This window comes from Alistipes muris, from assembly GCF_943193205.1.
Lineage (GTDB): Bacteria > Bacteroidota > Bacteroidia > Bacteroidales > Rikenellaceae > Alistipes > Alistipes muris.
The window spans coordinates 63,777-76,877 of the sequence record NZ_CALPDD010000005.1 but is presented as its reverse complement, the minus strand read 5'-3'; the positions used below and the strand labels follow the sequence as shown (position 1 = coordinate 76,877).

Here is a 13,101-nt window from a genome sequence, read left to right as displayed (position 1 = left end):
CTTTATTCGGTTTTGGCAAGTACATACTGCTCGATCTGCTGCTTGTAGCCGTGGAACTTCTCCGACTGCCACTCGGAGTAGTTCATCTGGCGGAAAAGGTTGATGAGCCCCTTGAAGAACTGCGAGCACTCCTCGAAGTCGGTGAAGCGGAAATCCCTGCGGCAGATGCCGAGCACCATCTCGTACATCATCTTCTGACGCTCGACGGGGCAGTTGGCGTCGATGTCGTCGAAAGCGTCCTGCTGGAGGATGACGAAGTCGATGAGCTCCGATTTCCAGAAACGCTCGTGGTACTCGATGGGCACGCCGTCGTCGCCGAGGATGTTGATCTGGTCGTTGGCCTCCTTGCCTCGCTGCACGATCGTCTTGCCGGCATAGACCATGTCGACCCACCCCTTGCCGATGTGCTCGTCGAGGTACTGGCTGATTTCGGGATACTCCAGATATTTGGAATAGGATTCCAGCGGGTCGATGGCCGGGTAGCGCTTCGAGTCGGCGCGGCCCTGCGAAAGGGCGTAGAAACAGCGGGCCGCTTTCTTGGTCGATTCGGTGACAGGCTCCTTGAGGTTACCGCCCGCGGGCGATACCGTTCCGAGGAACGTCACGGAACCTGTGGCGCCGTTGCTGAGCTTCACCAAGCCTGCACGCGAATAGAAGTTGGAGATGATGGCCGAAAGGTCCATCGGGAAAGCGTCCTGACCGGGCAGCTCCTCCAGACGGTTGGACATTTCGCGCAGCGCCTGGGCCCAGCGCGACGTGGAGTCGGCCATGACAAGCACCTTGAGCCCCATGGCGCGGTAATACTCGCCGATGGTCATACCCGTGTAGACCGACGCCTCGCGCGCGGCGACGGGCATGTTGGAGGTGTTGCAGATGATAATCGTACGCTCCATGAGCTTGTGGCCCGTGCGGGGGTCGACCAACTCGGGAAACTCCTTGAAGATTTCGACCACCTCGTTGGCACGCTCGCCGCAGGCCACCATGATGATGACGTCGGCGTCGGCCTGCTTCGAGATGGCGTGCTGAAGCACCGTCTTGCCTGCGCCGAACGGCCCGGGGATGAAGCCCGTACCGCCCTCGGCCATGGGATTGAACGTGTCGATGGCGCGCACGCCGGTCTCCATGACGCGGGAGGGGCGGGGCTTCTCGGTATAACAGCGGACCGCCTGCTTGACGGGCCATTTCTGCACCATGGAGATGTTGTGCTCGCGGCCCTCGGCGTCGACGACCACGGCCATCGTGTCGGTAATCTTGTACCTGCCCGCGGCGGCGACGCTCTTGACCGTATAGGTGTCGGTCATCGTGAACGGCACCATGATTTTATGGGTGAGCCACTGCTCCTTGACCTCGCCGAGCCACGAAGCGGCCGACACCTTGTCGCCCTCCTTGGCCAGCGGCGCGAACTCCCACTCAGCCCCGAAATCGACGGGCTCGGTCATCGAACCGCGGGCGATGAACAGACCGTCCATCTTTTCGAGGTCGTTCTGCAGACCGTCGTAGTTGCGCGACAGCAGACCCGGAGCCAGCGTCGCTTCGAGCATGTGACCCTCGAATTCGACGCGGTCGCCGATTTTCAGACCGCGCGTGCTGTCGAACACCTGCACATAGGCCGCATCGCCCATGACCTTGATGACCTCGGCCATCATCTTCGTATCGCCGGCATATACGTAACATATCTCGTTCTGGCCCACGGGTCCGTCGGCCTTGACGATGACGATGTTCGAGATGATGCCGTTTACACGTCCAGTAGTTTTCATTTGTATGCTTTATTGTTTTTCTATCAGTTCCTTGCCGTCCAGCTCGGCCAGCAGCCGGGCGAACATTTCGCGTCCGCGCGCAGGGTCGAGCAGCGTCCAGCGGGCCACGATGTTGACCCGCACCAGGTAGGAAAGAACGGCGTTGATGTCGAAATAATCGAACGTGGCGAGTTCGAGCGCCTCGTTCCAGCGGATAAGGTCTATCTTGCGCTCCTTCTCCACAAGGTTGGCTTCGTCGCCCACGGCCGCGATCACGGCGTCGATATAGCCCAGCTCGCCCCGCAGACCGAAGTCGGCGGCCGAACTGCGCTGCAATTGCTCGACGACGTCGCCCCCGCCGACGGTGACATCCTCGACGGGACGTCCGGCGGCCCGGGCCGTCACGGCGGCGGTCAGGTTGCGCAGGTTGCGGTCGAACACGGCCCATGCGCGCAGGAAGCGGCAGCCCTTGCGTTCGCAAAGGTCGTAATAGGCCGCGAAGAGCGACTTCTCGAACCGCCGGGCGGTATCGACCGTCTCGGCATCCTCGCCCTCGGGGTCGTTGTACGCACGCACCACGCGGGCCAGCTCCTCGGGCAGCCGGGAGGGACGCTTCAGCTCTTCGGCCAGCTCCTCGCGCGAAAGGTTGCCCAGCGGACTGAACGCCGAACGCCCGGCACGCAGCGCGGCCAGGTTCTCGCAGTCGTAGTAGGCGTCGAGCAGCCGCACCTGCCGGGCATCGCGCTCCGTGAGGGCCTCGAATATCTCGGCGACGATGGCCGCCGCGTCGAACCCCTTGGTATCGGCGTCGAGCGCATACTCGCGAAGTCCGGCGACGAGCGTATAGTAATTGGTCGCGAACATCTTGCCTACGCCTTGAACAGCATCCGGGAAACTTTCTCGCGCAGGTACTCGCCCAGCAGGGCCTCCATGTCGGCGTCGGAGAACGAAATGTAGTAACCGCCCTCCTTGGCGCCGACCTTGAACCCGGTGCGGACCTCCTTGGAATAACCCACTTCGATGCCTGCGGCGAGCAGCTCCTTGGCGCTCTGCTCGAAAGCGGCGTCGAGCTTCTCGCGCTCGCCCTCGGGCAACAAGGCTTGCAGTTCGACCTTACCGGCATCGGCACCGTTCCAGTTCTTGGCCACGGCGAGCAGCATCTCCTTGATGAACGCAGGGTCGACGGCAGCTTCCTTGACACCCGCCCCGGCAGCCTCGGCGACGATCAGCGAAGCGATTTCGGACTTGATGCGGGCCACGGCCTGCTTGCCGGCCAGCGCGATTTCGGTCAGCGTGTTCTTCTCCACGTCCTCGGCCTTGGCCTGCGCCCTGCGGAGAATCTCCGCAGCCTGCGCATCGGCGTCGGCCACAATCTTGTCGGCCTTGGCACGGGCCTCGGCCACCAGCCGCTCGGCTTCGGCGCGGCCCTTCTCCAAACCCTCGTCGTAGAGCGTCCGGGTCAACTGTTGAAGTTTGTTTTCCATAGCGATTATCTGTTTTGATTTTCGTTTTCCGATTCGCGCAACAAATTTAATAAAGATTCTCAGAACAACAAGCCGCCCCGCGAACAATTTATCCCCATTTCGCCAACAAATCGCCCGAAAACGACAAAAAAGCCCCCGCGAGGTTTCGGCTTCGCGGGGACACGGACTTAACAGCGCATGCAACTTACTGATGCTGAGGACGCAGCAGGTCCTGCACCACCTTGACGGGCGAGAAGGTCGACACGGGCACGTCGACGAAGACGGTGTTCCAGCGGGCCATCGCACCGTTCCACAGCCCCGGCAACTCCTGCGCGCGCAGCTCGCGGCCGCCCGACGACTTCGACGAAATGAAGCCTGTGGAGGGGTCGGTGTAGTTGCGCAGGTCGTATTTGCCGCCGTCGGCCTTGCGCACGCCGCACACCAGGTCGACCGGGTTGAAGTGGGTCGCCGACTTCATCAGCGGCATGTCGTCGGGCCCAATCTGGCTCGATTCGGCAATCTGGAGCGATTCGGTGCCGTCGGGATTGGCCACCCAGAACGGACCGCCGCCCGGCTCGCCCTCGTTGCGGACCATGCCGCAGACACGAATGGGACGGTCGAGGATGCTGCGCAGCAAAGCCGCATCGTAACGCTCGGGCAGCTTCACGCACAACTCCTCGCGGACGAATGCGGCGACCTCCTCCGAATCGGCCGTACCGGCGTCGAGCGCTTCGAGATAAGCGAACGCCCGCTCCTGCAACCCGAGCAGCACGCCCGCCAGCACCTTTTTGAAACGGACCGTATCGGCGCGCAGGGCGTCGGTCGTGACGTTGTCGATGTTCTTGATGAAAATCAAGTCGGCGTCGATTTCGTTCAGATTCTCAATCAACGCACCGTGACCCGCAGGACGGAACAACAGTCGCCCGTCGTCCTGCCGGAACGGCGTGTTGTCGGGGTTGACGGCGATGGTGTCGGTCGAGGGCTTCTGCACCGAAAACGAAATGTCGTAGCGGATGCCAAAACGTTTTGCATAGGCCGGGACCTTCTCGGCCAACAGCGCCTCGAAACCCGCCCGGTGCTCGGGCGAAACGGTGAAATGGATACGGGCCACGCCGTCGGCAGCGGCATAGGCGGCCGCCTCGACCAAATGTTCCTCGACGGCCTTGCGCGCCCCGTCGGGATAGGCATGGAACGTCACCAGCCCCTTGGGCTTGGACCCGTAGCCGAGTCCCTGCCCCACGATAGCGCCGACAACAGCCTTGTCGTCGGCCCCCTCGGGCAACACGGCCTTGAGTTCGGGCCAGAACGCAAAACGCTCGATATTTTGCAGCAAAGTGTCGATTCCCTTGCCGCGCTTATCGTCGTTGACGAACTCGAACAACTCCTTGAACATGCGCGTAGCGGCGCCCGAAGCGGGTACAAACTTCACGACGGAACACGACGCGGCGGCCGCGTCGTAACGGGCTACGGCCGCATCGGCCGCCGCGGTGTCGAGCACCGCGATGCCGTCGCCGGGCGAAGCGGCCCGCACGACCCTGAGAAAGGGAAAACCGCGCCGGAAATCGGCGATTTGCCGCTCGACCGCCCCGGGCGTCAGCCCATGCCCGGCGATCTGCTGGAGGTCTTCTTGTGAAAACATGGTTGTAAGGTATTTAGGTTTCAATCGGTGGCTTTATCGGCGACATCTTCTGTCGAAGATACGAAATTTATTTCTAACTTTGCGCATCATGACCAAAGAATTTCAACAGGCCGACCTGAGCGGCCGCAACAGCTTCCATGTGAAGCAACGGGCGGCGCGGCTGGTCGAATTCGAGACGGCCGACGACCTGCGGGCCCTTTTTGCGGCGGGAATACCCGACCGCTGGATGGTGCTGGCGGGAGGCAACAACGTGCTGTTCACGTGCGACTACGACGGACTGCTGCTGACCCCCGTGTCGCAGAAAATCGAAGTGACGGAAGACGACGGCGAGCGGGTGCGCGTACGCGTGGACGCGGGCGTCGAATGGGACGACCTGGTGGAATGGGCCGTCCGACGCGGCCTGTGGGGCATCGAAAACCTCTCGCTCATACCGGGCAAGGCGGGCGCGGCGCCGGTGCAGAACATCGGGGCCTACGGCCGCGAAGCCAAGGACGTCATCGAACGGGTGGAAATGTACTGCGTGGAGAGCGGCTCGATGCTGACCCTCGATGCGGCGCACTGCGAATTCGGCTACCGCGAAAGCGTCTTCAAGCACGCGCTGAAAGGGCGCGTTGTCATTACGGCCGTCGAAATCGCCCTCACGCGCACGCCGCAGCCCCATTTAGGCTATGGCGACGTGGAACGCGAAGTCGAGGCCCGCGGCGGAGCGACCCTGCGCAACATCCGCGAAGCGATCATCGCCATCCGCCGCACGAAACTCCCCGACACGGCCGAACTGGGCAACGCGGGCAGCTTTTTCAAGAACCCGGTAGTAGACCAACCCGTAGCCGAACGGCTGAAAACGGAGTGGCCCGACATGCCGCTCTACCCGGCGCAAGAGCCCGGCAAGGCGAAGTTGGCAGCCGGGTGGCTGATCGACAAGGCGGGGATGAAAGGCTACCGCGAAAGTCGCGTAGGCGTACACGAACGGCAGGCGCTGGTGCTGGTGAACCTGGGCGGCGCCACGGGCGGCGAAGTCATCGCGCTGGCCCGCAAGGTACAGACCGCCGTCCGCGACAGATTCGGCGTGGAAATCGACACGGAAGTAAACATTCTATAATTAAAAATGAAAAATTAAGAATTAAAAATCTATGGAAAGCCCCGCCTGTCGGCTATGGGCAACGCAGCCGTCGCAGATTCCTTGCAGAGGCTCCCGACAGCAGAAATGCGGAATTTTTAATTTTTCATTCTTAATTTTTAATTGACCGATTCATGGCTCTTCCCGAAGCGTTTGAACATTATATAAAGGAGAACGGACTGCTGGCGCCCGACGACCGGGTGCTGCTGACCGTATCGGGCGGTGTGGATTCGATGGTCATGCTGCGGCTTTTCACCGGGTGCGGCTACCGGGTGGGCGTGGCGCACTGCAACTTCCAGCTGCGGGGCACCGAAAGCGACGAAGACGAAACGCTGGTGGCCGAAGAAGCGGCCCGGCTGGGCGTGGAGTGCTACAACCGCCGCTTCGACACGCTCTCCGAGATGGAACGCACGGGCGAATCCATGGAAATGGCGGCGCGGCGCCTGCGCTACGCATGGTTCGAGGAGCTGCGGCTCGAACACGGCTACACGGCCGTTGCGGTGGCCCACCACGCCGACGACTCCATCGAAACGTTCTTCATCAACCTGCTGCGCGGCACGGGACTGCGCGGGCTGACGGGCATTTCGCAGCAGGCAGGACGCATCGTCCGCCCGCTGATGTTCGCCTCGCGCAAGGAAATCCTCGAATATGCCGTAGCCAACAAGATACCCTACCGCGAAGATTCGTCGAACCGCTCGACCAAGTACCTGCGCAACAAAATCCGGCTGGGCCTCGTGCCCCGCATCCGCGAAATCAACCCGGCGTTCACCTCCCTGATGCGCCGCAACATCGGCCGTCTGACCGACGCCCAGCGCTTCATCGACCACGGCATCGAACGCATCCGCGGCGAAGCGGTGACCTCGGAAAACGGCATCGACATCATCCGCCCGGACCGCATCGACCCGGCGTTCCCGCGCGGATTCGTCATCTACGAACTGCTGGCGGCCTACGGCTTCAAGAGCGACGTCATCGACGCACTGTGCCGGGCCCTCGACCAACAGGCGACAGGCCGCCGCTTCTACTCGCGCACGAAGATGGCCTGCATCGACCGGGGCGCCATCGCCGTGGCGCCCATTGCCGACGACGACCCCTGCACATGCCAGGTGACGCACGGCGCGGCGCGCAGCTACTGCGGCAATGCAGTCCTCTACTACGAATGGACCGACATCGACGCCGTGAAGGATTTCGGCGTACCGGAACACATAGCCCAGCTCGACGCCGACAAACTGCAATACCCGCTCACGCTGCGCCGCTGGCAGGAGGGCGACTGGTTCGTGCCCTTCGGCATGACGGGCCGCAAGAAAGTGAGCGACTTCCTGACCGACGCCAAGGTCTCGGCGGCGGCGAAACAGCGCCAGTTCGTCCTCGTCTCGGGCGACGAAATCGTCTGGCTGGTAGGCCGCCGCATCGACGACCGCTACCGGCTGACCGACGGGACCGAAAACGTGCTGCGAATCACCAAAGAAATCGTCTGACATGGCCAAAAGCGCACTCCGCTTCCGCGACACGGTCGCCCAATACGAACGTCTGACCGCCGACGTGGCGGCCCGCCGCTATGCCCCCGTCTACCTGCTCATGGGCGACGAAAGCTACTTCATCGACGCCCTGTGCGACCAGCTGGCGACGGGCGTGCTGGGCGAAGCGGAACGCGCGTTCAACCAGATAACCGTCTACGGCAAGGATTCGGAAACGGGCCAGATCATCAACCTCTGCCGCCAGATGCCCATGATGGGCTCCTACCAGGTGGTCATCGTCAAGGAAGCGCAGCAGCTGCGGGGCATCGAGAAACTCTCGCTCTACACGCAGAAACCCTCGCCGACGACGATACTGATAATCTGCCACAAGGAAAAGAGCGTCGACAAGCGTTCGGCGTTCTACAAAGGCTGCACGGCCAACGGCGCGGTGCTCGAATCCATCCAGCCGCGCGACTACGAAATCGTGGCGTGGCTCCAGCAGTTCACCAAGCAGAAAGGGCTGAGCATCGACCCCAAGGCGCTCTCGATGCTGAGCGACCACCTCGGGACGAACATCTCGAAGATAGCCAACGAACTGCAAAAGCTCATGGTCTCGCTGCCGGCCGGCACGACGAAGATAACCGACGCCGACATCGAAGCCAACATCGGCATCTCGAAAGACTTCAACAACTTCGAGCTCTGCAAGGCGGTGATGACCCGCGACATGGCCCGTGCGCTGATGATTGCCGACCACTTCGCCCGCAATCCCAAGGACAATCCGCTGCTGCTGACCATCATGGCGCTGTTCGGCCAGTTCCGCGACCTGTTCGTGGTCAACTACCTGCGCTGGCTCTCCCGCCACAAAGGACAGCCGTTCCCGCAGGACACGGAACTGATGCGCACCCTGCGCAAGAACAACACTTTCGTAATCAACGAAATCAAGCAGCACGCCGCGCTGTGGGACAACCGCAAGGTATTCCAGATATTGGGGCTGCTGCGCGAATACGACGCCAAGAGCAAGGGGCTGAACACGGGCGGCGCACCCGAGGGCGAACTGCTGCGCGAACTGCTGCTGAAAATCTTCCTGCTGTGACAGAACTCTTTCTCTATCAGACGGTCCACGTCTGCGGCGGACAGCCCCGGCTGGTCGAAGCCCATGCGGCCCGGCTGACGGAAGCGGCCCGGACGCTTTTCGGCTGCCGCTACGCGCCGGACGTCCGGCAGCTGGAAGCACGCATCGCCGCCGCGGCCAAGGCCGAACGCTACCCACAATCGGTCTCGGGATTCGTCCGCATCGAACTCACGGCCGACGGAGCGGAACGGCTGTGCGGGGGCGGCGTATCGTACTACGACGGCTATGCCCTGCGCAGCCTGCGGCCCGACGCCTGCGCACTCTGCTACGACCTGCCGATGGCCGAACTGCCGACCTCGGCCCGCGAAACCGCGGCGCTGCTGGCCCGCCGTCAGGCCGAACTCGCGGGCGCCGAAACGGCAATCCGCTGCGACCACGACGGCATCTGCCACACGGCCGACGACGCACCGCTCTTTGCAGTCCGCGGCACGACGGTCTGCACCACGCCAGCCCCCCCGAGCGTCGAACGCACCCTGGCCCTCCGGGCTATCGAAGCGGCAGGGCTGGAACTGCGCGAAGAACCCCTTGCGCGGGAAATGCTGCCCCGGATGGACGAACTTTTCTACGCCGACCACCGCGGCGTCACGGCGCTGGCCCACTTCGAGGGAATGCCCTACATGGCCCTTATCGCCGAACGCGTCGCCAAAGCGATGGAGAAGCTGTTCGGGTAATTAAAAATGAAAAATTAAGAATTGAAAATCATTCCGGGACATTGCCCGTCACGTTCAAAAAGCCGGGTTCGGAATATTCCGCAACAATTTTCAGCGACTTCTGTTCGGAGGGTGCAGCTTGCATTCGCAAAAACAGATTTGCCTGCACGGAACGATTTTCAATTCTTAATTTTTCATTTTTAATTTTTTCGCTACCTTTGTTTTCATGGAGAGAATCGCAATCTTCCCGGGCTCGTTCGACCCGTTCACACGCGGCCATGCGGCGCTGGTGGACGATGCGCTGAAACTGTTCGACCGCATCGTAATCGGCATAGGCAACAACACGGCCAAGCAAGGGCTGCTGACGGTCGAAAACCGCAAACGGCTCATCGACGACATCTATGCCGCCGACCCGCGTGTCGAAGCACGGGTATACACGGGGCTGACGGGCGAATTCGCCGAAGCGGTCGGCGCCTGCGCCATCATCCGCGGCGTACGCAACACCACCGACTTCGAGTACGAACGCACGATGGAAGCCACGAACCACCGCATCTACCCGACGCTGACGACCGTGATGCTGTTCACCCCCTCGGCCGTGGCCGACATCTCATCGTCGACCGTGCGCGAAGTGCTGGCGTTCGGCCGCTCGGTGGAGGAGTTTCTGCCGGACGGAATCGACATTACAAACTACTTATAATACTATGGCAATGGAATTCACAGCCGAGATGATCGCCGGGTTCTTGGGCGGCGAAATCGTCGGCGACAAAGCGGCGGCCGTCCACACCGTGTCGTCCATCGAACAAGGCAAGGCCGGTTCGCTGGCCTACCTGACCAATCTGAAATACGAACCTTTTCTGTATACCACCCAGGCCAGCATCGTGCTGGTAGACCGCACGTTCACGCCGTCGCAGCCTGTAAGCGCCACCCTCATCAAGGTCGACAACGCAGGCGCCTGCGTCGTGAAACTGCTCGAAATGTACAACGCGGCCAAACCCCGCCGCACGGGCATCAGCAGCCGCGCCGCAGTCTCGGAGAAAGCGACGGTGGGCGAAAACTGCTACGTCGGCGATTTCGCGGTAGTGGAAGACGGCGCGAAAATCGGCCCCGGCTGCCAGATTTATCCGCAGGTCTATGTCGGCGCCGGCGTGGAAATCGGCGAGGGGACGACCCTCTATCCGGGCGTGAAGATTTACGAGGGCTGCAAGGTGGGCGCCCGCTGCATCCTCCACGCAGGAGCGGTCATCGGAGCTGACGGATTCGGCTTCATGCCCAATGCGGAGGGCGGTTTCGACAAGATACCCCAACTGGGCAACGTCGTCATCGAAGACGACGTGGAAATCGGCGCCAACACCTGCATCGACCGGGCCAAGACCGATTCGACCGTCATCCGCCACGGCGTGAAGCTCGACAATCTGATTCAGATAGGCCACAACGTGGAAATCGGCGCCAACACCGTCTCGTCGGCCCAGACGGGCATTGCGGGCACCTCGAAGGTGGGCAGCAACTGCTTCCTGGCAGGCCAGGTGGGTGTGGCGGACCATGTGACGATAGGCAACCGCGTGCAGGTGGGCTCCAAGAGCGGCATCGACAAGAGCGTGCCCGACGGCGAAATCCGCTTCGGCTATCCGGCGCTCCCGGGCATGCAGTACCACCGTTCGTCGGCCGTGTTCAAGCGCCTGCCGGAACTGGACAAGCGCGTGCGCGACCTCGAAAAAGCGATCGAAGAACTGAAGAAATAGCGAACGTTCGTTGGCGTCCCGACCGTCATACCGCATCATGGGCATCGACCCTGGTACCAACTACATGGGCTACGGTGTGCTGGAGGTCGAGGGCCGCACGGTCCGCGCCGTGGTGCTGGGCGACATCGACCTCCACAAACTGACCGACCCCTACGAAAAGCTGCGCCATATTTTCGAGCGGGTGGGAGCCCTTATCGACCAGTACGAACCGCGCGAGGTGGCGCTCGAAGCTCCGTTTTTCGGCGAGAACGTGCAATCCATGCTCAAGCTGGGACGGGCGCAGGGGGTCGCCATGGCCGCCGCGCTGAGCCGCGGGCTGAGCGTTTCGGAATACGCGCCGATGCGCATCAAGCAGGCGATTACGGGGCGCGGCTCCTCGGCCAAGGAACAGGTGGCGGCCATCGTCTGCCGGACGCTGACCATCGACCAGCCGCCCAAACGGCTGGACGCCACCGACGGAATGGCTGTGGCGCTGTGCCACTACTACACGACCGCTTCGCCGCTCAACGCCGCCTTGGGCGACGCCCGGGTGAAAGGGCTCGGGGGCGGCAAGAAAGCGGCCTCGAAAGGGGGCTCGCAAAGCTGGGAGAAATTCCTGCGCGAGAACCCCGACCGCGAAATAAAATAATTGCACCTTGCATTAAAACGTTTTAACACCGCCTTTCATTCGGATTGCCCCGGCGCCTGCTAAAACGTTTTAACGACGGTTATTTGCGGATTCCGCAGCCCGGCAGGCAAATCTTCGTAAAATTTTCCGCAATTTATTTGCGCATGTCGGATTTTTGCCCTACATTTGCATTCGCAATTCGGCACCGTAGCTTAATTGAATAGAGCATCTGACTACGGATCAGAAGGTTACAGGTTTGAGTCCTGTCGGTGTCACACTCTCAGTCAACCACTTGCAGCGATGCAGGTGGTTGATTAGTTTCAGGCCGGGTACACAATTTAGACACAACTCCGGAGATTTTGCATCGCGGCGAATCCCTCTCCGAACAAGAAAATCATAATTTTTACTACCTTTGTCTCACAGGCATCTTTCCAGTGCGGCATAACATTGGAATAGAAAACCCCGACCGACAAAAGATGAAAACGCAAGAAATCGACGCTGCCAGCCTTGAAAAAGCCCGCGCTCTGTTCGAGAGCGGAGCGATAGACCGTATCGAAATCGGCACGGTGCGGGGATTATGCGACATTCACGCGGCACTTTTCGGCGGGCTCTACGACTTTGCGGGCAAAATCCGCACGCTCAACATAGCCAAAGGAGGGTTTCGCTTTGCGAACAGCCTTTATCTGAATGAAATCCTGCCGGTCATCGAACGGATGCCGGAAACCACCTACGAAGAGATCGTTGCCAAGTACGTGGAGATGAACATCGCCCACCCCTTTATGGAAGGCAACGGCCGGGCGACACGTATCTGGCTCGACATGATGCTGAAAAACCGGCTCGGCAAGGTTGTGGACTGGCAACAGATCGACAAGGATTCCTACCTCTCGGCGATGGAACGCAGCCCGATCAACGACCTCGAACTGCGAACCCTGCTCTCGTCAGCCTTGACCGACCGCGTAACCGACCGGGAAGTAATCTTCAAAGGCATCGAACAATCCTACTACTACGAAGGGTATGAAGCGTAACTCGACTATTAGGAGTGTACGAGATACTATTCAGCCGATTGTCGGGTTGCATCTGCTATCCACCCAAGCTATCAAGCACATCGACGAGGATAACAGCGAAGAGTCCTCTTAATACTCAAACTCAAAACGGTACCTGCACCTTGTCGAGGGTAGAAATCCGCACCCTCGCTACCCTTTGGGGTGGGTAGGTGGGCACCTACCCCTATCCGTTGTCAGGGTACCTCATCATTTTTAACATTGGGGTACATGGGTACTGGAATACAAGTAGATAAGTACCCTACCTCACTTGCAGGCAACCCCCAAAGGTATCTATCAACACCGGGGATACCCAGCAAACCGAGGTTGCGATTTTTCCATGAACGAGCGTATTTTCATCATTCGAGCAGGAGATAGCACGAAAACGCTATCCTTGTCGAAACTTTATAGCAAAGCAACAACGGTACAGGGAAAACGGCTGCACCCTACACGGTGCTCCCCAAAATGCAGGGATACAAGGAATTCGACGACGATATACAAACGGCATCCGGAACCTTACAACG

Annotated in this window: 12 protein-coding genes and 1 tRNA gene; 9 read left to right on the top strand and 4 right to left on the bottom strand. The window is 60.8% G+C overall.

Annotated features, from left to right (window positions below):
- Window positions 1-2 precede the first annotated feature (2 nt).
- From NFR47_RS04200 to NFR47_RS04185, 4 genes are all read right to left on the bottom strand, one after another.
- Window positions 3-1,757, bottom strand: a complete 1,755-nt coding sequence (locus tag NFR47_RS04200; RefSeq protein WP_251214330.1) for a V-type ATP synthase subunit A — start codon at window positions 1,755-1,757, stop codon at window positions 3-5.
- A 9-nt stretch (window positions 1,758-1,766) separates the two neighbouring features.
- A complete protein-coding gene (locus NFR47_RS04195; RefSeq protein WP_251214329.1) occupies window positions 1,767-2,600 on the bottom strand; it encodes a DUF2764 family protein in 834 nt (277 codons plus the stop codon).
- A 5-nt stretch (window positions 2,601-2,605) separates the two neighbouring features.
- Window positions 2,606-3,220 carry a hypothetical protein gene (locus NFR47_RS04190; protein ID WP_251214328.1) on the bottom strand — a complete coding sequence of 205 codons (615 nt, stop codon included), beginning with the start codon at window positions 3,218-3,220 and terminating at the stop codon, window positions 2,606-2,608.
- A gap of 184 nt (window positions 3,221-3,404) precedes the next feature.
- Window positions 3,405-4,838, bottom strand: coding sequence for a DUF4301 family protein (locus tag NFR47_RS04185; RefSeq protein WP_251214327.1), 1,434 nt, complete (start codon window positions 4,836-4,838; stop codon window positions 3,405-3,407).
- An 88-nt stretch (window positions 4,839-4,926) separates the two neighbouring features.
- Between NFR47_RS04185 and murB the strand changes: the two genes are divergently transcribed.
- The 9 genes from murB to fic all read left to right on the top strand — a co-directional run bounded on the left by murB (window position 4,927) and on the right by fic (window position 12,562).
- A complete protein-coding gene (gene murB / locus NFR47_RS04180; RefSeq protein WP_251214326.1) occupies window positions 4,927-5,937 on the top strand; it encodes a UDP-N-acetylmuramate dehydrogenase in 1,011 nt (336 codons plus the stop codon).
- A gap of 152 nt (window positions 5,938-6,089) precedes the next feature.
- On the top strand, window positions 6,090-7,430 hold the full coding sequence (gene tilS, locus NFR47_RS04175) for a tRNA lysidine(34) synthetase TilS (RefSeq protein WP_251214325.1): 1,341 nt from the start codon (window positions 6,090-6,092) through the stop codon (window positions 7,428-7,430).
- A 1-nt stretch (window position 7,431) separates the two neighbouring features.
- A complete protein-coding gene (gene holA / locus NFR47_RS04170) occupies window positions 7,432-8,502 on the top strand; it encodes a DNA polymerase III subunit delta (RefSeq protein ID WP_251214324.1) in 1,071 nt (356 codons plus the stop codon).
- A complete protein-coding gene (locus NFR47_RS04165; RefSeq protein WP_251214323.1) occupies window positions 8,499-9,212 on the top strand; it encodes an aminotransferase class IV in 714 nt (237 codons plus the stop codon). The genes holA and NFR47_RS04165 overlap by 4 nt, the downstream gene beginning before the upstream one ends.
- Window positions 9,213-9,417: 205 nt before the next feature.
- A complete protein-coding gene (coaD, locus tag NFR47_RS04160) occupies window positions 9,418-9,888 on the top strand; it encodes a pantetheine-phosphate adenylyltransferase (protein WP_251214322.1) in 471 nt (156 codons plus the stop codon).
- 10 nt (window positions 9,889-9,898) lie between these two features.
- On the top strand, window positions 9,899-10,930 hold the full coding sequence (gene lpxD, locus NFR47_RS04155; protein ID WP_251214392.1) for a UDP-3-O-(3-hydroxymyristoyl)glucosamine N-acyltransferase: 1,032 nt from the start codon (window positions 9,899-9,901) through the stop codon (window positions 10,928-10,930).
- A gap of 37 nt (window positions 10,931-10,967) precedes the next feature.
- Window positions 10,968-11,558: a crossover junction endodeoxyribonuclease RuvC gene (ruvC, locus tag NFR47_RS04150; protein WP_251214391.1), complete on the top strand. Its 591-nt coding sequence runs from the start codon at window positions 10,968-10,970 to the stop codon at window positions 11,556-11,558.
- Window positions 11,559-11,738: 180 nt separating this feature from the next.
- Window positions 11,739-11,812 (top strand) — tRNA-Arg (locus tag NFR47_RS04145).
- A gap of 201 nt (window positions 11,813-12,013) precedes the next feature.
- A complete protein-coding gene (fic, locus tag NFR47_RS04140; RefSeq protein ID WP_251214321.1) occupies window positions 12,014-12,562 on the top strand; it encodes a protein adenylyltransferase Fic in 549 nt (182 codons plus the stop codon).
- The last annotated feature ends 539 nt before the right edge of the window (window positions 12,563-13,101 follow it).